Source organism: Bifidobacterium polysaccharolyticum, from assembly GCF_016101585.1.
GTDB classification, from domain to species: Bacteria; Actinomycetota; Actinomycetes; order Actinomycetales; family Bifidobacteriaceae; genus Bombiscardovia; species Bombiscardovia polysaccharolytica.
The window spans coordinates 234,391-260,278 of the sequence record NZ_JACFQG010000001.1 but is presented as its reverse complement, the minus strand read 5'-3'; the positions used below and the strand labels follow the sequence as shown (position 1 = coordinate 260,278).

Annotated in this window: 19 protein-coding genes; 5 read left to right on the top strand and 14 right to left on the bottom strand. The window is 62.2% G+C overall.

The features are described 5' to 3' along the window. Position 1: 1 nt before the first annotated feature. From H3T90_RS00990 to H3T90_RS00975, 4 genes are all read right to left on the bottom strand, one after another. Positions 2-1,045, bottom strand: coding sequence for a shikimate dehydrogenase family protein (locus H3T90_RS00990; protein WP_198229316.1), 1,044 nt, complete (start codon positions 1,043-1,045; stop codon positions 2-4). A 60-nt stretch (positions 1,046-1,105) separates the two neighbouring features. Then, the gene (gene uvrC, locus H3T90_RS00985; protein WP_198229315.1) at positions 1,106-3,406 is read right to left on the bottom strand and encodes an excinuclease ABC subunit UvrC; all 2,301 of its coding nucleotides are present in this window, start codon (positions 3,404-3,406) and stop codon (positions 1,106-1,108) included. Next, positions 3,403-6,360, bottom strand: coding sequence for an excinuclease ABC subunit UvrA (gene uvrA / locus H3T90_RS00980; protein ID WP_198229571.1), 2,958 nt, complete (start codon positions 6,358-6,360; stop codon positions 3,403-3,405). Before uvrA ends, uvrC begins: the two co-directional genes overlap by 4 nt. 126 nt (positions 6,361-6,486) lie before the next feature. Continuing rightward, complete coding sequence (locus H3T90_RS00975; protein ID WP_198190826.1) at positions 6,487-7,089, bottom strand: DNA-3-methyladenine glycosylase I; 603 nt, start codon at positions 7,087-7,089, stop codon at positions 6,487-6,489. A 184-nt stretch (positions 7,090-7,273) separates the two neighbouring features. Between H3T90_RS00975 and H3T90_RS00970 the strand changes: the two genes are divergently transcribed. Both H3T90_RS00970 and H3T90_RS00965 read left to right on the top strand, forming a co-directional pair. Next, positions 7,274-8,506 (top strand): TspO/MBR family protein, encoded by a 1,233-nt coding sequence (locus H3T90_RS00970; protein WP_198229314.1) that lies wholly within the window; start codon positions 7,274-7,276, stop codon positions 8,504-8,506. Between the two features lie 117 nt (positions 8,507-8,623). Beyond that, on the top strand, positions 8,624-10,225 hold the full coding sequence (locus H3T90_RS00965) for an ABC-F family ATP-binding cassette domain-containing protein (protein WP_198229313.1): 1,602 nt from the start codon (positions 8,624-8,626) through the stop codon (positions 10,223-10,225). Between the two features lie 49 nt (positions 10,226-10,274). Here the strand turns inward: H3T90_RS00965 and H3T90_RS00960 are convergent, their stop codons facing one another. Then, positions 10,275-10,964 (bottom strand): MgtC/SapB family protein, encoded by a 690-nt coding sequence (locus H3T90_RS00960; RefSeq protein ID WP_198229312.1) that lies wholly within the window; start codon positions 10,962-10,964, stop codon positions 10,275-10,277. Positions 10,965-11,101: 137 nt separating this feature from the next. Here H3T90_RS00960 and H3T90_RS00955 point away from each other — a divergent pair, with 137 nt between their 5' ends. Genes H3T90_RS00955 through H3T90_RS00945 form a run of 3 tightly spaced genes read left to right on the top strand, consistent with a single transcriptional unit; the run spans position 11,102 to position 14,785 of the window. Further along, positions 11,102-13,009 carry a bifunctional ADP-dependent NAD(P)H-hydrate dehydratase/NAD(P)H-hydrate epimerase gene (locus H3T90_RS00955; RefSeq protein WP_198229311.1) on the top strand — a complete coding sequence of 636 codons (1,908 nt, stop codon included), beginning with the start codon at positions 11,102-11,104 and terminating at the stop codon, positions 13,007-13,009. Between the two features lie 30 nt (positions 13,010-13,039). Next, entirely contained in the window at positions 13,040-13,822 is a 783-nt protein-coding gene (locus H3T90_RS00950) for a 2,3-bisphosphoglycerate-dependent phosphoglycerate mutase (protein WP_198229310.1), read from the top strand. A gap of 24 nt (positions 13,823-13,846) precedes the next feature. Continuing rightward, complete coding sequence (locus H3T90_RS00945; RefSeq protein WP_198229309.1) at positions 13,847-14,785, top strand: LysR family transcriptional regulator; 939 nt, start codon at positions 13,847-13,849, stop codon at positions 14,783-14,785. 109 nt (positions 14,786-14,894) lie between these two features. On the opposite strand, the gene H3T90_RS00940 is transcribed toward H3T90_RS00945, so the two are convergent. The 9 genes from H3T90_RS00940 to H3T90_RS00900 all read right to left on the bottom strand — a co-directional run bounded on the left by H3T90_RS00940 (position 14,895) and on the right by H3T90_RS00900 (position 25,796). Continuing rightward, positions 14,895-16,010 (bottom strand): DsbA family protein, encoded by a 1,116-nt coding sequence (locus H3T90_RS00940; RefSeq protein WP_198229308.1) that lies wholly within the window; start codon positions 16,008-16,010, stop codon positions 14,895-14,897. Positions 16,011-16,166: 156 nt separating this feature from the next. Then, a complete protein-coding gene (pyrE, locus tag H3T90_RS00935) occupies positions 16,167-16,913 on the bottom strand; it encodes an orotate phosphoribosyltransferase (RefSeq protein WP_232346970.1) in 747 nt (248 codons plus the stop codon). Then, a complete protein-coding gene (locus H3T90_RS00930; protein ID WP_232350473.1) occupies positions 16,910-17,881 on the bottom strand; it encodes a dihydroorotate dehydrogenase in 972 nt (323 codons plus the stop codon). The genes pyrE and H3T90_RS00930 overlap by 4 nt, the downstream gene beginning before the upstream one ends. Then, positions 17,878-18,723, bottom strand: coding sequence for a dihydroorotate dehydrogenase electron transfer subunit (locus H3T90_RS00925; protein WP_198229307.1), 846 nt, complete (start codon positions 18,721-18,723; stop codon positions 17,878-17,880). The genes H3T90_RS00930 and H3T90_RS00925 overlap by 4 nt, the downstream gene beginning before the upstream one ends. Further along, positions 18,720-19,781 carry an orotidine-5'-phosphate decarboxylase gene (pyrF, locus tag H3T90_RS00920; RefSeq protein WP_198229306.1) on the bottom strand — a complete coding sequence of 354 codons (1,062 nt, stop codon included), beginning with the start codon at positions 19,779-19,781 and terminating at the stop codon, positions 18,720-18,722. Before pyrF ends, H3T90_RS00925 begins: the two co-directional genes overlap by 4 nt. Beyond that, positions 19,769-21,202 (bottom strand): dihydroorotase, encoded by a 1,434-nt coding sequence (locus tag H3T90_RS00915; protein ID WP_198229305.1) that lies wholly within the window; start codon positions 21,200-21,202, stop codon positions 19,769-19,771. Before H3T90_RS00915 ends, pyrF begins: the two co-directional genes overlap by 13 nt. A 1-nt stretch (position 21,203) precedes the next feature. Continuing rightward, positions 21,204-21,617, bottom strand: coding sequence for an aspartate carbamoyltransferase regulatory subunit (locus H3T90_RS00910; RefSeq protein WP_015021856.1), 414 nt, complete (start codon positions 21,615-21,617; stop codon positions 21,204-21,206). Then, entirely contained in the window at positions 21,614-22,621 is a 1,008-nt protein-coding gene (gene pyrB / locus H3T90_RS00905) for an aspartate carbamoyltransferase (protein ID WP_198229304.1), read from the bottom strand. The genes H3T90_RS00910 and pyrB overlap by 4 nt, the downstream gene beginning before the upstream one ends. A 70-nt stretch (positions 22,622-22,691) precedes the next feature. After that, on the bottom strand, positions 22,692-25,796 hold the full coding sequence (locus H3T90_RS00900; RefSeq protein ID WP_198229303.1) for a bifunctional [glutamine synthetase] adenylyltransferase/[glutamine synthetase]-adenylyl-L-tyrosine phosphorylase: 3,105 nt from the start codon (positions 25,794-25,796) through the stop codon (positions 22,692-22,694). Positions 25,797-25,888 lie beyond the last annotated feature (92 nt).

Genomic DNA, 25,888 nt, shown 5'->3' with positions numbered 1-25,888 from the left:
GTCATACCTCCCTCAAGGCTCGGTCCATAGCAGCTGCCGGAACAGCGGCCAGTGGTCGATCGGTCATCAGTGCCACCTGACGCACTGCTTGATAGAGCAGCATGCGTTCACCGCTGATGGCACGAGCGCCCGCCTGACGGCAGAAGGCCTTCATGAGCGGGGTGGGTCGGGGGTCATAGACCACATCAAGCAGAACCGAGCCCAGGCGTCCGTCTTCATCGGTACCAATGGCATCGGCGGGCTTGGCACCAGGAGTATCGGCCTTGGCGGTCTCTGTCTCGGAAGTTTTGGCGTCAGGAGTCTCAACTGTACTGAGTAGATCAGACAGGGGGTCGGCTGCTCCCGCAGGGAGGGTGGAGACGACAATATCGGCCTCGGTCAGAGCCTTTTTGGCTGTCTCAGATTGGTCCATGGCGGTGACGGCTGGCTCAGACAAATCCAATCGAGAAGCGAGGTCCAGCATGTGGTCACAGTGCTTCGGATTGCGGGCCAGCAGGTCTACACGCTTGACTCCCAACACCTTCAAGGCGCAGAAGGCGGACTCGGCGGTGTTCCCGTTGCCGATGACCAAAGCCCGCGCTCCTCCGTACGGTTGGTCGGGCAGCTGGTCTTGTTGCCCTTGACATGCTGCCTCCAGCAGAGCAGCCAAATCGTCAGGGTCTTCATCGGCATGGCAGCGGTCGGCAGCCTCCAGCAGGGCGGCTACGATACCCTCCACGTCGGTGTTGTAGAGAGACGGCCTTTTCCCGGGACCGCCTTGCTCAAAGACAATTGTGTTGGCCACCCTTAGGGTCTCAGACCAGAAATCACTAAAGTCTCCCAAGGCGCCGACAGCACTCTTTAAGGGCATGGTCAGACTGAGACCGGCCCAGGACGGGTCAAGACCGTGGATAAAGTCCGCCAAGCCGTCAGCATCCACGCGCACACAGTCGTAGCGCCAGCCGTCCAGGCCGAGTGCGGCATAGGCTGATCTATGCAAAAGAGGCGAAAGGGAATGGCTGATTGGGTCGCCCAGAACGGCACAACGACGATCAGGTCCATTCATATCTGCAATCACGCACCAATCAAATCATGGCATGGCTCTTTGCCAGCCTCCTGAGCCATTTTATCGCTGGCTGTCCCCGGTCTGGTCCTGGTCACTATGCAAGGTCTGATAGATGGCCTTGGCCTTGGCAGAGCCGATGCCCTTGACGGCCTCCAGCTCTTCCTGTGATGCCTGGCGCATGCGCTTGACTGATCCAAAGTGATTGAGCAACTTCTTCTGGTAGGTGGGTCCGATGCCCGGAATCTCGTCCAGAGCCGACCGGAGAGCACCCTTGCGCCGGGTCTGACGGTGGTAGGTAATGGCGAACCGGTGAGACTCGTCCCTCACGCGCTGCAGCAGGTACATGCCCTCAGACTGGCGCTTGAGGATGATGGGATAGTCATCGTTAGGCACCCAGACCTCCTCCAGTCGCTTAGCCAGCCCGCAGAGGGCCACATCGTCCACACCGCAGTCGTGCAGGGCCCGTGCTGCAGCGGTTACCTGAGGCTTGCCGCCATCGACTACGATCAGGTTGGGTTTGTAGGCGAAGTGGCGGGCGGAGGTGTTCTGCTGAACGATGGCCCCCTCCTCCTGCTCCACCAATTCAGGCGCCTTGTCGCTGGCCTTTCGCTCGGCCTCCATACTGTCACCGCTGTCACCGGCTATGTTGCCGTGACGGAAGCGCCGGGTCAGAGTCTCATAGATGGCGCTCATATCGTCCACAGCGCCCTTGCCGTCCTCGCCTCGAATGGCGAATCGACGGTACTCGGACTTCTTAGGGACGGCATCCTCAAAAACCACCATGGAGGCCACCTGGAACTGGCCACCCACGGTGTTGGAGATGTCGTAACACTCGATGCGCAGCGGAGCGCGGTCCAGCCCAAGGGCCTTGGCCACGTCGTTCATGGCCTGGGTGCGGGTGCCCATGTCGCTCATACGACTGAGCTTGCTGCGCTGCAGGGCCTGGCGGGCGTTGGCGTTGGCCCGGTCCATCAGAGACTTCTTCTCACCACGACTGGCCACACGGATGGTCACTGCGGATCCGCGCAGCTCCCGCAGCCACTCCTGCAAGTCGCCGGTCCGATCCGGCTGGATAGGGACAATGACTTCGGGAGGCACTGGAGAAATGGGGGCCAGCAGGTCGGCACGTCCGGTCTGATCCTGATGCTGGTGTCGGCTCCTGGTGGCCTTGGCCCGAGCTTCGGCATCCAGGGCCGTGACCTTCTGGGTGGAGCCCATGGCATCCCTGTCCTGGCTGATGGAGACGGGTGTGTCCGACTCTGTTGGCAGCTTGTGCAGTTCGCTGTCGTTCTCATTCATCAGGTCCGAGTAGACCTGTACCAGCAGGTCGCTGATCAGCTCGCTGTCGGAGACGTCCTCGACCCGCTCCACGCTCCAGTTGCGTTCGCCACGGATGGCTCCAGAGCGCACGAAGAAAGCGTGTACCGAGGCCTCCAGTTCGTCCGAGGCCACGCCGAAGACATCCACATCCACGTTGGAGGCGAAGGCCACGGCGTTCTGCTCGATGACCGTATCCAGCATGGCGATCTGGTCGCGCAGACGGGCGGCCTTCTCGAAGTCCAGCTCCTTACTGGCCTTCTGCATGCTCCTGGTCAGGCTGGCCCGGTAGCTCTTGCCCAGCCTGCCTGTGATGACCCCAGTCAGCTCCGTACAGAGACGACGGTGGTCGCTTGCGCTGATCCGGCCCACGCAGGGTGCCGAGCACTTGCCGATGGAGGCCAGCAGACAGGGGCGGCCGCTGAGCTTGGCCTTGCGGAAGACGCCGGGGGTGCAGGTGCGCACAGGATAGGTCTTGAGCAAGGCATCCAGGGTGTGCTTCATGTCCCAGACCTTGGCGTAGGGGCCGAAGTAGCGGGTGTCATGCCGCTTGCGCACGCGGGTCATCCAGACCCGGGGGAACTCCTCTCCCACGGAGACAGCCAGGTAGGGGTATGTCTTGTCGTCACGCAGCTTGACGTTGAAGCGGGGGTCGAACTCCTTGATCCAGGTGTATTCAAGGGTCAGGGACTCCAGGTCGGTGCCCACGACGGTCCACTCCAGACTTCGGGCCGTCAGCACCATGGTCTGGGTGCGCGGATGCAAGTTTTCCAGGGGCTGGAAGTAATTGGTCAGGCGGTTGCGCAGGTTCTTGGCCTTGCCCACATAGATAACTCGACCGTCGCCATCCCGCCACTTGTAGACACCGGGCTGGGCTGGAATGTCCGACGTTTTGGGGCGGAAGAGGTCACGGCTGTCGCCCAGCAAGGGTGCGCCGTTCTTGTTGACGCCGGCGGTGGTGCCGGTGGCGGACTCCTCCTCCAGGGCTTGAGCGGTGCGTCGCCATACCTGCGGCGTGTGACGCTCGAAGCAGCTGCGGGTCATGATCGTGCAGCCTTGGCTACCTTGGCGGGATCCAGCATGGGCTTCAAATACTTGCCTGTCCAGCTGTCTGGATTGGCGGCCACCTGCTCAGGAGTCCCTTGGGCCACCACTGTGCCGCCACCGTCGCCGCCCTCGGGTCCAAGGTCGATGATCCAGTCAGCGGTCTTGATCACGTCCAGGTTGTGCTCGATGACGATGACCGTGTTGCCTTTATCAACTAGGCCGTGAAGGACCTTGAGCAGCTTACGGACATCCTCGAAGTGCAGGCCCGTGGTCGGCTCGTCCAGGATGTAGACGGTCTTGCCGTCGGAACGGCGTTGCAGTTCGGTGGCCAGCTTGACCCGCTGGGACTCGCCTCCAGACAGGGTGGGCGCAGGCTGACCCAAGCGGATGTAGCCCAGGCCCACGTCCACCAGGGTGTCCAGGTAGCGGGCGATGGAGGGATAGGCCTTGAAGAAGTGGGCGGCCTCCTCGATGGGCATGTCCAGCACGTCCGAAACGGTCTTGCCGTTGTAGGTGACTTCCAAAGTCTCCCTGTTGTAGCGCTTGCCGTGGCAGGTCTCGCACTGCACGTAGACGTCGGGCAGGAAGTTCATCTCGATCTTGATGGTTCCGTCACCGTGGCAGGTCTCGCAACGGCCGCCCTTGACGTTGAAGGAGAAGCGGCCGGGACCATAGCCACGCACCTGGGCCTCCGGGGTCTTGGCGAAGAGCTGGCGGATCTTGTCCCAGACGCCGGTATAGGTGGCTGGGTTGGAGCGCGGGGTGCGACCGATGGGGTTCTGGTCCACATGGATGACCTTGCGCACCTGGTCCACGCCCTCCACCCGGGTGTGCTTGCCAGGCACGATGCGGGCGTTGTTGAGCTGGTCGGCCAGGACCGGATAGAGGATGGAGTTGACCAGTGTGGACTTGCCGGAGCCGGAGACGCCGGTGACCAGGGTCATGACCCCCAGCGGGAAGGAGACCCTGAGGTTCTTCAGATTGTTCTCCCGAGCCCCCACCACAGTCAGCTGACGGGTCCGGCTGGTCTTGCGGCGGCGCTTGGGCACCTCGATGGAACGGCGACCGGCGATGTAGTCGGCGGTGATTGAACGCGAGGCCTTGACCAGGTCCTGCGAGCGCCCGGAGAAGATGACCTCACCGCCATGCTCGCCGGCCCCCGGGCCAATATCGACCAGCCAGTCGGCCTGCCGGATGGTGTCCTCGTCGTGTTCGACGACGATCAAGGTGTTGCCCAAATCGCGTAGCCGTTGCAGGGTCTTGATCAACCGGTCGTTGTCCCGCTGGTGCAGGCCTATGGAGGGCTCGTCCAGCACGTACATGACGCCCACCAGCCCGGAGCCGATCTGGGTGGCCAGGCGGATGCGCTGGGCCTCGCCACCGGAGAGGGTGGCTGCGGCCCGGGACAGGGTCAGGTAGTTCAGACCCACGTCGTTGAGGAAGCGCAGGCGTGCACGGATCTCTTTGAGGACCTCGCCGGCGATCTTGGCCTGGGCGCCCTCCATATGCAGGCCCTCCACCCACTTCAGGCTGGCGGATACGGCCATATCGCAGACCTGGGCGATGGACAGGCCATCCACGGTCACGGCCAGCACCTCGGGCTTCAGGCGCTTGCCTTGGCAGACCTGGCAGGGCACCTCGCGCATGTAGGACTCGTAGTACTGCTTCATGGGCTGTGAGTCGGTCTCGTCGTGGCGGCGCATCAGGGTGCGGACCACGCCCTCGAATCCGGTGGTGTACTCGCGCAGGCGACCCCAGCGGTTCCGATAGGAGACATCCACCTTGAAGTCGTGCCCGTACATGACGGCATGGCGGACTTCCTCCGGCAGGTCCTTCCAGGGGGTCGAGGTGGAGAAGCCCATTTCCTTGGCCAGGCCATCCAGCAGGTGGCCGTAGAAGCGCTGCTGGCTCTTGGTGCCGCTCCAGGGTTCCACAGCCCCGTCCTTGAGGCTCTTCTCCGGGTCGGGCACTACCAGCTCAGGGTCGATCTCCAGGTTGAATCCCAGGCCGGTGCAGGCCGGGCAGGCTCCATAGGGAGCGTTGAAGGAGAAGGTCCGTGGCTCGATCTCGTCCAGTTCCAGTTCGTGGCCGTTGGGGCAGGACCGCTTCTCGGAGAAGGGTTGGCGACGCTCGGGATCCTTGGCATCCATATCCACGAAGTCGGCAACCACGGTGCCCTTGGCCAGTCGCAGGGCAGTCTCCACGGAGTCGGTCAGCCGCTGGCGCATGCCTTCGCGGATGACCAGTCTGTCCACCACCACCTCGATGGTGTGCTTCTTCTGCTTGGTCAGCTTGATGGAATCGGACAGCTGGTGCATGTCCCCGTCGATGATGGCCCGGGAGTAGCCGTCGGAGCGCAGGAGCTCCAGGGTCTCTACGAACTCGCCCTTGCGGCCCTTGACGATGGGGGCCAGCAGCTGGAAACGGGTCCCTTCCGGCCTGGACATAAGGGTGTCGACGATCTGCTGCGGCGACTGGGCGCGCACCTCGGCCCCGCAGACCGGGCAGTGGGGAATGCCGGTTCTGGCGAAAAGCAGGCGCAGGTAGTCGTAGACCTCGGTGATGGTTCCCACAGTGGACCGGGGGTTGCGGTTGGTGGTTTTCTGGTCAATGGAGACCGCCGGGCTCAGGCCCTCGATGAAGTCCACGTCGGGCTTGTCCATCTGGCCCAGGAACTGGCGGGCATAGGCGGAAAGGGACTCCACGTAGCGGCGCTGACCCTCTGCGAAGAGGGTATCGAAGGCCAGAGAGGACTTGCCGGAGCCTGACAGGCCGGTGAAGACCACCATCCGGTTGCGGGGTATGGACAGGTTGACGTTCTTAAGGTTGTGAGCCCGGGCGCCTTGGATGACGATTTTTCGGTCGTTGGGCACCATGGACAGGTCCGCCACCAGGGACCCCTTGGATTCGATCATGCGCGGGTTTTCGATGGCCGCGTCCACTATCGACATAGGCTTGTTCTGCTGCTTCACGTGCTTCCCATCCGCTTCCCTGAAGACCCATGGCCAAGGCTGAGGCCAAAGCCTGACCATAATATCGCCTGGGCCGAATAATTCGAACAGGTGTTCGATGACGGCTTAGATGGACAAGTCCGGCGAATCAAGAGGCGGGCGTTTGCAACCGTTGAGGAAGCAGTCGTGCTGGTGGTCGTTGATCATGCCGGCTGCCTGGAGGAAGGAGTGGACGGTCACCGGGCCCAGGAAGCGTAGGCCCAGGTCGCGCATGTCCTTGCACACGATGGCTGACAGGTGGTCGTAGCGCGGTATGGACGAATCGTCCGGGTAGTCGTGATTGATTGTCAGCCCACCGGTAAAGGACCAGCAGTAGCGGTCGAATTCCTCCCCGGGGAATTGGCTGGCGACCACGACGGCATTGGCCACCGTGGCTTCGATCTTGCGTCGATTGCGGATGATGGCAGGGTCGGCCATGAGACGGTCGATTCGGTCGGTGTCGAAGGCGGCGACCGCTTGAATATCGAAGTTGTTGAAATCCTTGAAGAAGGCCTGACGACGATGCAGGATCAGCTGCCAGCTGAGCCCGCACTGGAATATCTCCAAGGAGAGCATAGCGAAGAGCCTCTGGGAGCCATGCAGGGGGCGGCCCCACTCATGGTCGTGGTAGCTGCGCATGAGCGGGTCGTCTACTCGAGCCCAGTCGCATCTATGTGAAGGTTCGGCCATGCTGTACTCCCCTTTCTGGCATTCGGCTTCAGGCTAGCACCGGCGGCAGTCCTGACCGGGTGGTCAATACCACCGAGCCAGGCTGGCCGATTTAGAGTTGAAGCAGAGGCCGGTCGGCCCATGCCCGGGGTCATCCCCATGGCGGCAGTACGGTTGCGGCCGGCAAGGAGAGGAAGCATGTGCCATGACTGACAAGGACAATCCGCGTAGACTCTGGATCGACAAGGAGGATCCGGTCGAGAGAGCCAAGCGTACCTCCCCTGCCATGCAGGGCAGCCAATCAGCCAAAAATTCAGCAGGTGCAGGTTCCACGAAATCGAGCTCTGCATCGGCAACTCGGAGTTCGACAGATGTACGTTCGGCATCTACAAATCCGTCGACTTCGAATTCATCAACTCCAGACTTGTCTGCTTCGGGTTCATCGCTTTCGGGTACTGCAGCCAAGCAGTCCGATGATTCGTCAGAGAAGGCAGCGGCTGGGAAAACCAGTGCTGATGAGACCGCCAATGGAGGCAAAGGTCGCTCTGATCGCAGCAGCAATGAGGCGACGCAGGGATCAAATCGGGCTCAGGAACGAACAAAGGAGCAACATCAAAAGCAGGGTCAGCCTGAAAAGGAACAGGAATCCTCCAAGGGTCGCGGCTGGAAGCTCTTCGAGGACATCCTGCTCTGGGTGGCCTGGATGGCAATGGTGGGCTTCAACGGTTATGCGGAGGTCTACCACTTCCATGGCACGACCGTGGGTGGCCTGGCCCGCAAGGTCGACCTCTGGATCATGCCCGCCGGCTACGTTTTCGCTATCTGGGGGGTCATCTACATTGCCCTGGCCATATGGCTCTTCCGCTTCTGCCTGGCGGGCCCCAGCCGCAAACGCCTGGGATTCCTGCCCTTCACGCTGAGCGGGTTGCTCTTTGTGGCCACTTGCTGCCTGAATATCGCCTGGCTGGCTCTGTGGCACATGGAGCGCAATTTCTGGGCCCTGGTCATCATCCTCATTCTGGCTGTGCTGTCCTGGATGCTCTATGCCCTGGTGCGCAGGGACGCCACCAAGGCCGGAACCCCGACCGCCGCAAAGGCCCTGGACTGGATTCCCCTGTCCATCTACGCCAGCTGGCTGAGCGTGGCCACCCTGGTCAACGCAGGATACATGGTGGTCGCCGGGCACAAGGTCAGCAATGCCGTCCAGGGATTTGCCACCATCATCGTGGTCGGCGCACTCCTGGCCGTAGCCTATCTGATGAACAGGCATGGCAAGGACTGGGTCTTCGGCCTGGTGGTCATCTGGGCATGCCTGGGCATCGGCATCAGGATCTTCTCCTTCGCGGCCGCCATGGGTGTGTTGGTCATCGCCCTGACGGCCGTGGGCGCCTTCCTGGTCTACTTCCCCTGGAGCAAGTTCAGACTGGTCCGTCGCTGATTCATCCACGACTCATCCATTGCCCCGTCAGCCGAGACGCACTGGCAGGGCTTGCTTCTTGCTACCATGATTCCTTGCAAGTTTTGAATCCACAAGGAAAGCGGGGTCGGAGGCGGCATGGCTATTGAGGCGCAGGGACTTGAGATCCGAATAGGTGCCCGACTACTGCTGCAAGCCACCGACTTCCATGTGACCAAAGGCGACCGCATCGGCCTGGTAGGTCGCAACGGCGCCGGCAAGACCACGTTGACCAGGGTCATCACCGGAGACATGCTCCCCTCGGCCGGCAAGGTGCGGGTGACCGGACAGCTGGGATACCTGCCGCAGTCCACACATGCGGGTGATGCCGAGCAAAGCGCCCTGGACCGGGTCATGAGCGCCAGGGACATCGCATCCATCATCCAGCGGATGCGTAAGGCCGAGACCGAGATGACCAATCCGGATCCCAAAATCATGGAAAAGGCCATGAAGCGCTACGACAAGGCCCAGCAGGACTTTGAGAACGCCGGAGGCTATGCGGCCCAGTCACAGGCCATCGTCATGGGTGAGAGCCTGGGGCTCAGCCAAGAGACACTGCAGCAGGCACTGGGTACCCTCTCCGGCGGTCAGCGCCGACGGGTCGAACTGGCCAGAATCCTTTTCTCCGATGCCGACACCCTGATTCTGGACGAGCCCACCAACCATTTGGATGCCGACTCCATTGAGTGGCTCAAAGGCTACCTGCGCCGGTTCGAGGGCGGCTTCCTGATCATCTCCCACTCCACCGAGCTGCTTGACGAGACCGTCAACCGCATCTGGCATCTGGATGCCCAGCGCTCCTGCATCGACATGTACACCATGGGATGGAAGGCCTACCTGCGCCAGCGGGTGGTGGACGAGGAGCGCCGACGCCGCGAACGCGAGGTGGCCGAGAAGAAGGCCGACCGCCTGATGCGGCAGGGCATCCGCCTGCACGCCAAGGCCACCAAGGCCGTGGCCGCCCAGAACATGATGCGCCGCGCCCAGCGCCTGCTGGCCGACACCCAAGAGGCGGAAAAGGCAGAAAAGGTGGCCGACCTGCGCTTCCCGGATCCCGCTCCCTGCGGCCGCACGCCCATCATGGCCGAGGACCTGTCCAAGGCCTACGGATCCAACATTGTCTTCGCCGGCATCAACCTGGCCATCGACAAGGGCTCCCGGGTGGTCATCCTGGGGTACAACGGCGCTGGCAAGACCACCACCCTGCGGTTGCTGGCCGGCATCGAGCAGCCCGACACTGGCAAGGTGACCCTGGGGCATGGGGCCAAGATCGGCTACTTCGCTCAGGAGCACGACACCCTGGATAACGATGTCACCGTTCTGGAGAACCTACAGCACGTGGCCCCGGACCTGGACAACACCCAGGCGCGGACCATCCTGGGCTCCTTCCTCTTCTCAGGGGACGACGCCATGAAGCCCACCAAGGTTCTTTCGGGTGGCGAGAAGACACGCCTGGCCCTGGCCACACTGGTGACCAGCCGGGCCAACGTCCTGCTGTTGGACGAGCCCACCAACAACCTGGACCCCGCCTCGCGGGACGAGATACTCAAGGCCATCGCCAAGTACGAGGGGGCCATCGTGCTGGTCACCCACGACGAGGGGGCCGTCAAGGCGCTCAACCCTGAACGGGTGCTGCTCATGCCCGACGGTGATGAGGACCTCTGGAGCGACGACTATCTGGATCTGGTGGCCGAGGAGTAGGTAGCCACCTGTTGGCCCATGGCTGTGGGTCGTCTGCGTCGTCAGCGGGTCAGTCGTCCTCCCCCAGGACCTCAACCCCTTTGACCCCTGGAGTCTGGCCTATGGATTCGACCAGCTCGGTCACGTCCCCCTTGCCCAACAGGTTGACAGTGACATCGGCGCCCTTCCAGGCATCCCGGTGCAGCTCGTGGATGGTCAGCACCCGGGACTCGAAGCCCATGCGGGTGGCCAGCAGCAGGGATTCACGCAGGCAGCCGTGGCCGTCTTGATATACGATGCGCAGAACTGTGTTCTGACGGTTGCGCAGGAACCACTTGAGGATGGGTGCGATGACCAGAACGGCCAGGAAGTAGAAGACGACAGCCAGGATGGCTATGGCGAAGAGCTGGACCCCGCAGGCCATGCCCACAGCAGCGGCCACCCAGATGGCACTGGCCGTCGTCAGACCCTTGACGGAATCGTGGTTGAAGAAGATGACCCCGGCGCCGATGAAGCCGATGCCCGAGGCCACTCCGGCCGCAATTCGGGAGGCATCCCAAGAGTAGTTGCCTACAGCGGCTTGGATGCCGTAAAGGGAGACCATGGTGAACAGGCAGCTGCCCAGACCCACCAGAATATGGGTGCGGATGCCAGCGTCATGTTTGAGGAACTCGCGCTCGAAACCGATCAGGCCACATAGGGCCACCGTCAGGACCACTGCCATAATCTGGCCCTGGTTCGGCATTGCGAATCCCTGCATGAATTTCCTTTCCTGCCCTCGTAAATAGGCAGACCTTATAACGCTTTCAGGACATGGCCATCGGATAGAGTGGAGCCAGCACGTGGCCGGCCGTGCCGCCGTCGCACGTGGACCTTTTGAATGAGGGGTGTAATGCCATGAAGCCGTCACCAGATGAACGCCACGAAGCCCGGCGGACCCTGGCCACCAGCGCCTATTCCGCCGACATGATCCGATCCCTGGAGCAGCCGTTTTTGGATGACGGAGTGCCTCTGATGCGCATTGCCGCCGGATCCCTGGCCTCCGTGGCCGATGTCATGCTGACCCAGGCTGGACTGGAGCCGGCAGGCGCCAGGATCGTCCTGCTGGCAGGGGCCGGCAACAATGGCGGCGACGGGCTCTATGCCTCAGCTGACCTGGCCGGGCACGGGGCCGACGTGACTGTGGTGGCCACCGGACGCAGCCTGCACCAGGGTGGGCTGGATGCTCTTCTACGTGCCGGCGGAGTGGTCACGGCCCTGGATCCCCAGGCAGCCATCCCCGGTTGCGAGGCCCCCTCCGGACCGGACCAAGCATCCGAGGAGATGGACCAGGCCTTGGAACTGTGCCGACAGGCGGATCTGATTATCGATGCCATGACGGGTATCGGCCTCAAGGGGGCGTTGCGCGGCATTCCCGCTGCTCTGGCCGCAGAACTGGGCGTGGAGAGCGGTCTGCCCGACAGACCAGCCTGGCACGACCCCGCCGGCCAGGATAGGCCCTTGGTTCTGGCCGTGGATACCCCCTCCGGTTTGGACGTGGACGAGGGCACACTTCCCGGTGCCTACATTCCGGCAGATGTGACCGTGACCATGGGAGCCATGAAACCCTGCCTGATGCTGCCCCCGGCCGCCTATGTCTGCGGCAGAATCGTCCTGGTTGACTTCGGTTTTGACACCTCGGCCCTGGTCCCCAGCGTCTCCTGCATGAGCGCTGAGGACTGCGCCAGTCTCCTGAGAGTGCCTCGGGTAAATGACACCAAGTACAGTCGGGGCGTGGTCGGCCTGGTCACCGGATCCGCCCTCTACCATGGCGCCGGGCTGCTCTCCAGCAAGGCTGCTGCCAACGGCAACGTGGGCATGATCCGTTACTGCGGCCCCGAGCAGGTGGGCGACCTGATCCTGCAGGAGCTGCCCGAGACCGTCCTAGGCCGCGGAAGGGTTGAATCCTGGGTTCTGGGCTCGGGTGTACCCGCCAGGCAAGCACAGGAGGCATCTGGACCTCAAGGCCAGGACGATCAGCGTGATCTGATTGCCGATATACTCAGCCGTCAGGCCGCCGACCTGGACGAGGATGAAGCAGCAGCTGACCCGCCGGTAGTAGCCGATGCGGGTGCTTTGGATCTGCTGCCGGACCGGCTGGGCCCACGCACGGTGCTTACCCCACATGCTGGCGAAATGGCAGCCTTACTCAACTCGCATGGCGAGAACGTGGACGGCGACCAGGTCATGGCCGAACCCCTGCATTGGGCAATCCGAGCCTGTCAGCTGACCGGGGCCACCATTCTGCTCAAGGGGGCCATCACATTGGTCGTCGGCGAGGACGGCACCGACCGTCCCCGCGTCATGACCACCGGCTTCGGCCCAGCATGGCTGTCTACAGCCGGATCAGGAGACGTGCTCTCCGGAACCATCGGGGCCATGCTGGCACAAAATGCCGGACCAATCCAGGATGATGCCACGCTGATGGTGGATCTAACAGCTGTTGCGGCCTTCGTGCACGGGCTTGCCGGTTCTCTGGCCAGCGGGGGCAGACAGACCGGCTGGGAGCAACCGCTGATCTTCGACCCGCGTAAGCCTCAGGATTTTGCGGATCTGGTAGCCCAGGACAGCCAGCAGGAGGGCCGCGGGATAGCTTTAGGGCTTATGGGGCAGCCGATTCGTGCCGGCCAGGTGGCCGATGCTCTGCCCAGGGCTATAGGTCTGGTCATGTCAAGAGCCGCAGAGTCTGCTGATCAAATCGACCAATCCGCCCAGGAAGTGGACGATGCTTCCCTCTTCTTCGAAAACAGCTCGCTCTGGTTCTAAAAACACGTCATCAGAAAAGGAGTTGATTTGATGACCTCGCAGCTCATCGTCATGCGTCACGGAGAAAGCGTCTGGACTCAGAAGTCGGTCAACCGTTTCGCCGGTTGGGTGGACGTGCCCCTGACGGATCGCGGACTGCAACAGGCCCGTCATGCCGGACAGCTGCTCAAGGAATCAGGCCTGTTGCCCGACCTGGTCTTCACCTCTCTGCTGACCCGCAGCATCGTCACTGCCAACACGGTGCTGGATCTGGTTGATCGGGCCTGGATTCCGGTAGAGCGCACCTGGCGGCTGAACGAGCGCCACTATGGTGCATTCCAGGGACAGACGCGACCGGCCATGCTGGAACGCTATGGTCAGCAGCAATTCGACATTTACCGACGTTCCTACGATGTTAGGCCGCCTGCCATCGAAACCGATTCACCATACTTTCAGGGACCGGATCCACGCTATTACCCTGCCATGGGCGACGGGCTGGACGGCCAGAATCCGGCCGAGATCCGCGCCGAGTGCCTCAAGGATCTGCTGCTCCGTCTGCATCCCTACTGGCGAAGCCGGATAGCCCCCAACCTGGCCCAAGGTCGGACTGTGCTCATCGTCACCCATGGTTCCGTAGTTCGGAGCCTGATCAAGGTCCTTGAAGACGTTGACGACAAGGACATCCGGTCCATCAACGTGCCCACGGGCGTTCCTATGGTCTACAACTTCAAGACCGACGAAGATGGCAATCTTCAAGTCATGGGTCCGGGTCGCTATCTTGATCAGAAGGCTGCGAACCGGGGCATAGCTGAAACCGCGGCCCTGGGCCGATAGAGACTTGGGTATAGATTTGCTTACATGACACTGCTCCAACTGCGCTACATCGTCAAGATTGTCGAATGCGGCTCCATGAACGAGGCCTCGCACGAGCTCTACATCTCCCAGCCGGCTCTGAGCTCATCGGTCAAGGAGCTGGAAAACGAGTTGGGCATCGAAATCTTCACCCGCCACTCCCAGGGGATTGCTCTGACAGTAGACGGGGCGGAATTCCTTACCTATGCCAGGCAGATTCTGGATCAGACCGACCTGCTGGAGGCCCGCTACCGGCAGGTCAGGCCCCGCAAGCAGCTCTGCCGGGTTTCAACCCAGCACTACATGTTCGCTGTGGAAGCTTTCGTGGAGATGATCAACTCCATCGATTCGGATGAGTACGAATTCACCATACGAGAGACGCGCACCAGGGACATCATTGACCAGGTGGCCACTCTTCAGTCCGAGATAGGCATCATCTACGAGTCCGACTTCAACAAACGGGTCCTGTCCAAGATGCTTCGTGAGAAACACCTGGACTTCCATCCCCTCTTCCGTGCAGATCTGCATGTCTTTATCGCCCGGACCAACCCCTTGGCTGATCGGGCCATGGTGACCATGAAGGACTTGGAGCCCTACCCCTTCCTGCAGTATGAGCAGGGCGAGGAGGGTTCCTTCTATTTTGCAGAGGAGGCAGTCTGGCCCGACTACTCCCCCAAGCAAATCACCGTGAGCGACCGGGCCACAATGCTCAACTTCATCGTCGGGCTCAACGCCTACACGGTCTGCACTGGCATCGACAACGAGGACCTGAACAACGAGAAGATCGTCAGTGTCCCCCTGGAGTCGGATGAATCCATGCTTTTGGGCTGGATCGTCAATAGCCGGACCAAGCTGTCCCATGCCGCCGAACTCTACTTGGACAAGCTACGCCAGGTGGTGTCCAACCACGGATATTCGCTGATCGAGCAGGAGTCAGGCAAGTAACAGTCAAGCGAGCAACAGCCGAACCGACAAAGGCTAAACGCAAACGACTGATCGAATAATGGCGATCCTTAATTTTTGCCACAGATCATAGGCGCTTAGCAGTTGCCGCTTATTCTGCTTTCATCGCTGTTCCTTGGGCTCCGATGGATGGCATCTTCCCTTGGTGACCCACATCCTGCGATTTCAGTCCCAGGGCTTTGAGCAGGGCCCGGTCCAGATGTTCCAGGCCTCCCTGGCTCTTTGCAGCTGCGGTCAGGTCCCAGACTTTGCCGTTGATCATGATGGTGGGGGTCGAGAACTCTCCTTTGGCATCCTTGGCGTCCTTGCGGGTGATGGCATAGGCGTTGACCTTGTCCACCCATGGTCTGTAGGTGCCCTGGGCAAAACGGTCTGCCAGGGACCTGGGCACGCCCGCCCCTACGGCCTGGTCGGCCAGGCGCGCGTCGGAGACGGCCTGATAGGAGCTTTCATTGGGCTGGAAGTCGGCAGCAAAGATGGCGGCGGCGAAGGCCGGCAGATGATCCGGATCCTCCTGGGCCACCATAGCCAAGGCGTTGTCCACGCGGCTGGAGTACTGGTCACTGGAGGCCGAATCAAGGAAGTTCAAAAAGTTGTAGGTGACGTTGATCTGGCCTGCGCTGATCATGCGCTGCAGCTGGGGATCGATGACCCGGCCCACCTTGCCGCACCATGGACACATGGGATCCATGAAGATCTCAAGGGTAGGCACATCAGCAACCTTCTTCTTGCTGCCGACTCCCTTAGCTGAAACGGTCAGCCCTCCCTGGTCGTCGGCAACTGACGGCTTGACGGTGACCGCTTGCAGTGCCTTGTAGGCCTTGGCATCCCCAGTGGGGCCCTTGCTGACTTGGGTGGTCGATACCTTCGAGGAAGGCTTTTGGGCTGACTGGTCGTCTCCTGAACGGTTAGTCCACAGCATGTAGAAGCCGGCTACAAGCACCAGCACAAGAGCAATCGCAACCAGTATTAGCGGTAGCCTCCGAGACCGCTGCGCAGGCCGGCCTGTCTCTTCCGGTTCCTCAACAGTCGAAGGACGCTCATCAGCAGGTTCTGCCTCATCCGAAGATTTCTCTGCACTAGTTGCTGTGTCAGAAACGGCAGGCTTGGCCGTCTCCTCTGAATTCGCCTGAGGAGCGGCATTCACTTCGTCGACCTCAGTCTGGTCCGGTTCCTCATGACCATTCTGCTCCAGCGGTTTCGTCATGATCCATGGCCTTCCTTGCGATGATGATCCGTCGGCGTGCCCGTCGGACCTTTACCAATCTACACGAGGGTCATCCGACAGAATGACCATTCGAAGAATGTGCGTCAATGTGGCCTGCACGCACAATCAACATATCGACATGAGCCAGGCATTTGCTCAAGCACCGTAGCGCGCCAGATAGTTCCTGGCGGCATCAGCCGTGCGCTGGTCCAGAATGGGCGACCCGTCCGGACCCTTCATAGAGGCGGCCGCGCCAAAGATCTGGCGGACGTTGACGATGCTGATGACCGGGAAGTGGAACTCGTCCATGATTGACTCCACGGCCGAGCCTTGGCCCTGTCCGGTGCGCTCCATTCGGTCCACGGAGAGCACTAGACCGACGATGGTCACCTTGGCCTGGGACATGATCTTGGGCACCACCTGTCGGACCGCGGTCCCGGCGGTCATGACATCATCCACCAGCAGCACCCTCATGCCATCCCTGAGCTGGGTGCCGACCATGAGGCCTCCATCGCCATGGTCCTTGACCTCCTTGCGGTCAAAGGTGTAGCCGACCGGCATGCCGTGCGCCCCGCTCAGCGCTATGGCGGTGGAGACGGCCAGGGGAATTCCCTTGTAGGCCGGGCCGAATACCGTATCGATGTCTGCGGGCAGTGTCCCCTGCTTCACAGCCTGCACAATGGTCCGGGCGTAAAACTCCCCCAGTAGGGCAATCAGCCGTCCGTCATTGAAGGCCCCGGCGTTGATGAAGTAGGGCGAGCGCCGCCCTGACTTCAGGGTGAAGTCACCAAACTTGAGCGCTCCGCTCTGCAGCAGGAAGCTGGTGAAACCCTCCTGGATGCGGCGGGTCTGTTCCAGGGCATCCCCGTCATGGTCGTTGTTTTCCGCAGCGGTTGCGCTCATCGCCAGCACTTCCCTTTCTTGAGCAATTCGGCCAGATCGGGCCGCTCGTCTAAAAGATCATCCAGTTCGCGGGCCACCCTCATGGGCGCCACAGGGTCCACCAGGGCCGCAGCCCCCACCTCCACGGCGTTGGCCCCCGCATAGAGGAATTCCAAGGCCGTGCGTCCCGAGTCGATTCCTCCGATGCCGATGATGGGAATGTCGGGCAAAGCCTGGCGCACCCGCCAGACGAAGGACAAAGCGATTGGCAGGATGCAGGGGCCTGAGACACCACCGGTGCCTTGGGCCAGGATGGGTTTGCCCGTATTGATGTCGATGCGCATGCCCACCAGGGTATTAATCAGGCTGAGGGCATCTGCTCCCCCATCAACGGCCGCTCGGGCCACCTCCACAATGTCCGTGACGTTGGGGGTCAGCTTGACCACCATGGGCTTGTCGGTCAGACCCCGCAGCCGGGTGATCAACCGATTCAGAGCCTTGGCATCAGTGCCTACGGACATCCCTCCATGTGAGACGTTGGGGCAGGAGACGTTGATCTCCAACATATCCGCCGGGGAGTCTGCCAGCCGTTGCACAACGATGGCGTAGTCCTCATCGCTGTGGCCGGCCACGTTGGTGACCACGGTGGCTCCCAGGGCCTTGAGCCTGGGCAGTTCGTCCACCAGGTAATGGTCCACGCCCGGGTTCTGCAGTCCCACAGAGTTGACCATGCCGGCTGGGCTTTCGGCGGTCCTGGGCGTTGGGTTGCCTTCCCAGGGAACCGGCGAAACCCCCTTGGTGGAAATGGCGCCCATCTGGGAGACGTCGTAATAACCCCCGCAGGCATCCAGGTTGAAGGTGCCCGAGGCGGTACCCACCGGGTTCTTCCAAGGCGTGCCGGCCACAACAGTGCCATGCCGCCAGACGTGCGGTTCCAGAGGATCCATGGCTATGGCCGTCTGCATCTCTGCGATTATCTGCTGGCTCATCGCGGCATCTCCTTGCTTCCTTCTGCATCCCAGATAAGACGATCGGCAGCGAAGACCGGGCCGTCCTTGCAGACCTTGAGCCTGCCGTCAACGGTATCGACCACGCAGGCCACACAGGTACCATAGCCACAACCCATCCGGGACTCCATGCAGCACTGGGCGGGCAGGCCGGTCTTGCGGGCCCAGGCGGCCACGGCCCGCATCATGGGCAAGGGTCCGCAGGTCAGGATCATGGTCCGTTCGGTATCGATGTCGCCGCGAACCCGATCCAAGAGGGTTATGACATCCCCGGAAGCATTGTCGATGGACTCCAGCCGGTCGGTCAGCGAGCCCATGATGGCATCAGCGAACCGATGGTCCCGGTAGCCCAGCAGGGCGGTGGTGCGCACACCGGACCGGCCGTGGAGGCATTGGGCTGCGCGGATCAGCGGAGGAACACCCAAGCCGCCGCCTACCAACAGATAGTCTGCGGGCTTCTCCAGGTCGAAGCCATGGCCCAGGGGCCCCAGCAGATCCACAGCCATGCCCGGTTGCAGGCGGGAGAATTCATTGGTCCCCTGGCCGACTACGGCGAAGATAATCTCGATCTGCTCGCCCGCCAGAACCCGGCTGATGCCGAAGGGTCTGGGCATCATGGTCATGCGGTCTGCAGAGTAAAGGTTGATGAAGGCTCCTGCAGGGGCGTGGGCGGCCAGGTAAGGGTCGCGGATGGTCATTCGCCAGACCTGCCGGTCCAGGGGCTCCATGCCGGTGACCTGGGCAGTACGCCGTCCAGGCAGCCGACCTGCCCGTTCGGCCTGTTCTTCCACCCGACTGGTGGATATAAAGAGGTTGGTTTTCATCGGGCCTCCTTGATCGCCTGATTGAGATCGTCCTTCATAGCCTGCGCAGCTTGGCGGGCATCGCGGGTGACCATGCCCAGGGCCGCCTGAATGCTGAGCCGCGGGCTGTAGTCCGGATCCTTCCGCCAGGCTGCGATGATTCCCCGAGAGGAGTTGACCACAGCGCCGCCGCCGGACTGGTCGAACATGGGCGCCACGTCGGCCGCTGAACCGCCTTGCGCTCCGTAACCGGGGACCAGGAAAAAGGTGTGGGGCATGGCCTGCCGCAGAAGGGCGCCATCCTCAGGATGGGTACCGCCGACCACAGCACCAAGCCTGGAGTAACCCGATTCTCCGATTGAGGATTGCCCCCATGATTCCACCAGATCGCCCAGGCGCTGATAGATGGTTCCGCCGCCTGAGGCCGGGTCCAGTCCCAGTTCCTGGATTTGGCTGCCCGAGGGATTGGAGGTGCGCACCAGGGCGAATAAGTCGCCCTGGATGTGCTCGGCAGCCTGCATGAAGGGTTCCACCCCGTCGGAGCCCAGGTAGACATTGATGGTCAGGGCATCCTCGTACCAGGGGAATCTCCCGCCACTGTGGGCCGGCCCGTCGATCGTCTGCCCTGGAGTGAAGGGTAGAGGGAGCCCGTCCAGGTGGGCGGCGTAGGCCTCAGCCGTGGAGCCGATGTCACCACGCTTGACATCCCCGATGACATAGAGGCCACGGTCGGCTGCGGCTCGGCAGGTGCCGGTGTAGGCTCTGATACCCCAAGGTCCCAGTGCCTCGTACATGGCAATCTGAGGCTTGACTGCAGGCACCAGGTCGGCCACGCCTTCCAGGATGGCCAGGTTAAAGCGCAGATAAGCCCTGGCCAGGTGGTCCGCCCAGACAGCCTGAGCCTGTTCGCCCTGGGTCTGCTGCAGGTCCTTGGGGTCCAGGCCCATCTGAGCCATGCTCCCGGCTGCGCGCTGTCTGGCCTGTTCGATCAGCTGGCTGGGCAGCAGTTCCGGTCGCGGATCCAGACCGACCACGGTCGGATTGTTCTTGTCTTGGACGAGCGCAGTCAGTCGGTCCATACTCGGATCCTTTCCCTGGCGATGACGCGGCTTGTGGGCAGGCGGGAGAATACCAGACGCCCATCCTTTATGGTGGCCATGACCCGTCCGGCCAGCTCTGTTCCGGCGAAGGGGGTGTTCCGTGCCTTGGAATGGAAGCGGCTGGGATCTACCTCCCACTTGGCCTCGGGGTCCAAGATGACCAGGTCAACGGGTGGCAGACCGGCATCGTTGTGACGGTCGGCCTCCAGCTGCAGGTGACCGGCTTTATTGACCTTGTTCGCCCGGTGCGAAGGCAGGTCTTCAGGCAGGAGCCGACGCATGCCCATGAGCTCGGCTGGAGCCAGGGACATGAGTTCGATCAGGCGGTCATGGCTGACGAGCCCGCTCTTGACCAGGACCTGGTTGCAGACTGCATAGGCAGTCTCCAGACCGATGATGCCGTTGGGGGCATCCTTGAGCCCCTGTGCCTTCTCAGCAGCGGTGTGGGGGGCATGGTCGGTGGCAATCATGTCCACGGTGCCGTCGGCTACGGCCTCAAGTGCAGCCTGCTGGTCAGCGCGGGAGCGCAGTGGAGGGTTCATCTTGGCCATGCTGCCGCAACGCAGCAGGTCCTCGTCGCAGAGGGCCAGATAGTGGGGTGCGGTCTCGCAGGTGACCGGCAACCCACGGGTCTTGGCCCGGCGAACAGCCTCGAATCCCCCGGCAGTGCTGACATGCTGCAGATGCACCCGGGTGCCGGTACGTTCTGCCAGTTCGATGTCCCGATTGATAATGGCGGTCTCGGTGGAGGCGGGAATCCCTTCCAGCCCCAGCCTGCGGCTGACGGTCCCCAGGTTGACCTGACCATGCTCGTGATGTTCACAGTGATCCAGGATGGGCAGGTCGAATTCTCGGGCATTGGCAGCAACAGCCTCCAGGGTCTGATCGGTCACTGCCGAGCCGTCATCGCTGATGGCCACTACAGGATGGTCGTATCCGTGGCCAGACAGGTGACTCGACCACTGGTCTGGGTTTGAGGCCTGCCTGCCCGCCCGGTCCAGAGTGGCCGCCACGCAGAGGTCGTAGTCCACCGGCAGGCTCAGCCCATGGTCCTGCTCGTAGGATTCCAGGTAGTCGATGATCGTACGCCCATCGGCCATCCTCGCACGGCCGTCCATGGCTGGCTGGGTATTGGGCATGAGCAGTATCAGCCCGTAGCCTCCGGCAGCTGCGGCAGCTGTGCCGGTGACCATGTCCTCTTTGTCAGTCTGACCAGGGTCGCGCAGGTGGACGTGCGGGTCTACCAGGGCCGGAGCCAGTACCAGCCCCGAGGCATCTATCTGATCCACCTCTGCCGACATGGCGCCGGTCTCGTCAATCAGCGTGCTGCCAACCGTCTGGGGAAGCATCAGATCGACCGCCCTGCCGGTGCGCCAATCAGTCAACCCCAGCAGCCGCATGTCAGTCTTCTGCCTTCTCGTCGCAGTAGTCGCAGCGGTAGACCCCGGCAGCGTCCAAGTGGAAGCGCTGGTCCACGCCAGTCTCCACCGTGGTGACGCAACGAGGGTTGACGCAGGTGATGACGTTGACCAAATGGTTTGGCCGGTCAGGCTGATGCTTGCTGACGATCCGGCCCTGCCTGACTACATCGACGGTGGCCTCGGGGGCGATGAACCCAAGGGCGGTCAAGTCCAGATCACCGGTCTGCTCGATCTTGATGATGTCCTTGGAACCGTACTTGCGGCTGTCCGTATTCATGATCAGGGCCAGCCGGGTCTTCGCCGGGTCCACACGCAGATAGTGCAAGACCTTCAGGGCTGTGCCCGCACGAACGTGGTCGATGATGATGCCGTCAACAATGCTGGTGACCTTCATGCCGCCACCTCCTTCTGCTTGCGGTAACCGGGCAACTCGTCGCCCAGCAAGGCGCTCTCCAGGGCCATTCTGACCAGCATGCCGTTGCGAACCTGCTGGAAGTAGGCCGCACGCGGATCATCGTCCACCTCCACGGCAATTTCGTTGACCCTGGGCAACGGATGGAGGATGGCCATGTCGGGGCGCGCAGCCCGAAGCTTGTCGACATCCAGAATGTAGGTGTCACGCAGACGCAGGTAGTCGTCTTCGTTGAAGAATCGCTCCTGCTGGACGCGGGTCATATAGAGCACGTCCAAGTCGCCGATGACACCGTTCAGATCCCCGGTCTCACGGTAGGTGCAATCGGCCGAAGAGCGGATCCTTTCCAGAACGTATTCGGGAGTGCGCAGCTCGTCGGGGCTGATCAGGACGAAGTCCACGTGGCCCAGTCGGCAGAGGGTAGTGATCAGTGAGTGGACGGTACGACCGAAGGTCAGGTCTCCGCACAGACCGATGGTCAGATGGTTCAGCCGACCCTTGCGGGCGCGGATGGTGGCCAGGTCGGTCAGGGTTTGGGTCGGGTGCATGTGCCCACCGTCACCGGCGTTGATGACTGGGACCGTAGCCGCCTGGGAGGCCACCAAGGCAGCACCCTCCTTAGGGTGGCGAATAGCCACGATGTCAGCGTAGTTGGAGACCGTCTTCAGAGTGTCGCTGATGGACTCCCCCTTGGAGACGCTGGCCAGCTGGGCGCCGGCGAATCCTATGACCTGGCCTCCCAGACGGAGCATGGCCGTCTCGAAGCTGAGCCGTGTGCGGGTGCTGGGTTCATAGAAGAGCGTGGCCAGAACCCGGCCGTCGCAGGTATGGGCCACCTGACGGCGATGGGTGTCTATGTAGGCCGCACGATCCAGCAGGTCCAGGATCTGGGTCATGGGAATGTCGTCGAGGGTAACCACACTTCGCCCACGAAGCGGAACGACGGCGGAAGAGGTGTTGGATGCGTGATCAACTTGTTGGGACAACGGCTCACCTTCCTCAAGGTGGCCACCTTATGTGACCTGAACAAGCATACGACCCCGGATGGACCCAGAGTCATCGGCCGTAAAAGAGTCGTTCCATGACCTGCCTACAGCGGCGCATGGCCGCCAGCAGCTCGTTGACGAAGTGCTGGCCCCGGTGGGCCGGGTAGCCCAGGCAGACCGCGATGCCCCCCAGAACCTGCCCGTCGTCGGGCAGGATGTCCGCCTGGGAGACACGTCCGGACCAGAGGAAGTTGGCGTTCCGGGCTGCGGTGCAGAGCACCCAGCTGCGGCGCAGGGCCTTGGCATCCTTGGCCTCTATGAGTCCCGCAGACTCCAAGGCATCCAAGGCGGTCAGCGTCCCGGTGACCTGTAGCTCAGGCAGATCATGGGCGTGACGCAGCTGGAGGAGCTGAACCGTCCATTCCACGTCAGACAGCCCTCCCCGGCCCAGCTTCAGATGCCGATCCCGACGCACGCCGCGCGGAAGTCGCTCCGCCTCCATTCGGGCTTTAAGACGGCGGATCTGCCCTAGCTCCTCCTCATTTGGCGGCTGCTCGGGGTAGCGAAGCGGATTGGCTATACCCTCCAGAAAATCCTTGGCCAGAGCAGCATTCCCAGCTGCGAATCTGGCACGGATCAGGGCCTGATGTTCCCAGGTTTCTGACCAGTCGCGGTAGTAGCGCTGGTAGGAGTCCAGGGAACGCACCAGAGGCCCCTGACGTCCTTCGGGACGCAGGTCGAAGTCCAGGTCGATGCCGGGCTCCAGGCTGGCCGATCCAGCCAGGACGGCCCGCAGATCGGCAGTCACGCCACGTGCGAATTCAGCCGCCTGATCCTGGTCGGCGCCTGATGCGGGACGGTATACCAGCATGATGTCGGCGTCCGAGTTGAAGTTGACCTCCCTGCCTCCGTAGCGGCCCATAGCGATCAGGGCCATTTCTGCCGGCGCTTGACGTAGTTCTTCATCACTCGAACCTGTCTGACCCAGACGGTGGTCCACGGCCCAGTCCAGGGCGGCATCGATAGCTGCATCGTAAACATCGGACATGCCCGCTAGGCAGGCCTGCTGATCGTCCACACCGCTCATCCAACCCAACCCGATCCGCTCGATTTCCTGGCGGCGCATGGCCCGCACTGCAGTGGCGAAATCCTCCAGCGAGTCCGCATGCCGGGTTCGATAAGCTACAGCGCGCTTGTCCAAGGTGACTCGATCACGGGGGATCATATCCTGGTCGTGACCCAGCCAGGTCACCGACTGGACGGATCGAGCCAGGGCGCCGGACAGGTAACGCGAGTTGGACAGGATATGGCACAGGCGGCGGGCTGCCGAGGTGGAGTCCCGTAGAAAGCCCAGATAGGTGCTCTTGCCGCCGAAGTGCTCCTCCAGGGTTCGCCAGCCCAGGAGTCCCATGTCAGGGTCTTGCCCCTCCCCCAGCCACTGGAGGACGGCGGGCATGAGAATCCGGTTGATACGCGCCGATCGAGTGACCCCTGTGGTCAGGGCCGTGACATGGCGAATGGCTGCATCAGGGTCCGCGAAGCCAATAGATGCAAATCTGGCACGTGCCGCCTGGGGGCGCAGGCTGACCTCATCCTCGTCCACCTGGGCGTTGATGGGCAGCATGGGACGGAAATAGATGGCCTGGTGAAGGTTGCGGACCTCGATCCTGGTGGCTTGGTATTGGGCCAGCATCTGGTCGGCATGCAGTCCGAAGGCCCGGGCCAGTCGCCGAAGATCACGGTTGTTCTCCAGCTCTTCCAGGCTGGGTGGCCGATGGCCAGGGGCGCCTGAACGGTTGATTTTTGGAAAAAGATGAGTGCGACGCAGCTGCCACATCTGCAGACGATGCTCCACGACCCTCTCGAACCGGTAGTCATGATCCAGCTGGTCGCCGTGCTTGCGTGAAATGTAACCGCCGCGCGACAGGGCCTGCAGGGCATCCAGGGTGGCCGGACATCGCAGATCCTCGTCGCTGGAGCCATGGACCAGCTGGAGCATTTGGACGGTAAATTCCACGTCCCGCAGTCCGCCCTGGCCCAACTTAATCTCGCGCTCCTTGCGGTCCTCTGGTATCAGCCGCTCCACACGCTGGCGCATCCGCTGGCAATCGTATACGAAGTTGGGTCGCTGGCATGCTCCCCAGACCAGGGGCTCGACCATGGCCGAATAGTCCTCACCCAGGTCCTTGTCGCCCGCAACCGGACGGGCCTTGAGAAGGGCCTGGAACTCCCAATTCTCAGCCCATTGGGCGTAGTAGTCAGCGTAGGATGCCAGACGGCGCACTAGAGGGCCGTCACGTCCCTCGGGCCTCAGGGCAGTATCGACCTTCCAGAGCGGCGGCTCTGTCGAACCGGGGATGACCGACTGGCAGACCCGCTGCAGGAGGACGGCCATGGCAGTGCCCACTGCGATGGGATCAGTCACGCTTGTGTCCGCCCCCGAGGCCGGCTCCACCAAGTACATGAGATCCACATCGGACACGTAGTTGAGTTCCTGGGCACCCAGCTTGCCCATGCCAATGACCGTCAGACGGCATGAATCCGCATTGGGAACCTGACGACTGGCGATGCTCAGAGCCCCTTGTATTGCAGCGTCGGCCATGTCCGACAAAGCGCGGCTGATTTCCGGCTCCAGCTCTTGAGGATCCTCTACTGCCAGATCCCGGGCCATGACGGCAGCTAGCTGCAGCCGGTATTCGAACCGCAGCGCATCGGCGTAGGCCGCCAGCGAGGGCACGGAGTCCGAATTTGCCTCCGCCTTATCCAAGGCGTCAAGAACCCGCTTCTGTCTGGTTTCCGCCGTGCAGTCAGCCAGATGGTCGGGGTCGAAGGTGGCCGCCTCTACCAACTCCGGCCGCGAGCGCATCAGTCGGCCCATGGCCTCCGAGGCCCCCAACACCCTGATCAGCGACTGGGCGGCCTCTTGGTTTTCCATTGGGGATCCGGCAAGAAAGTCCGGCCGGGCTCCCTGTGGATACTGCTCTAGAATTCGTATCAGCCCAGCAAGGGCTTCGTCCGGATCGCAGGCCTGTCCCAGGGCTTGGACCAGGGTTTGTGCCAGAGCCTGGTCGTCCACCAGACGGATAAGCCGATTCAGCCGAACCCGTGCCTTGTCCAGGTCGTGCAGCCCAAGGTGGATCAGGGTCGAAGTTGTCGGTTGTGCCGGATCTTCCATGACTTGTCACCTGCCTTTCCTCAAGCTCCGCGAGAACTCTGGTGTCAGCGGAACCGGTACAGGCATTATAGGGGTGACAGGTCGTCAGCCTC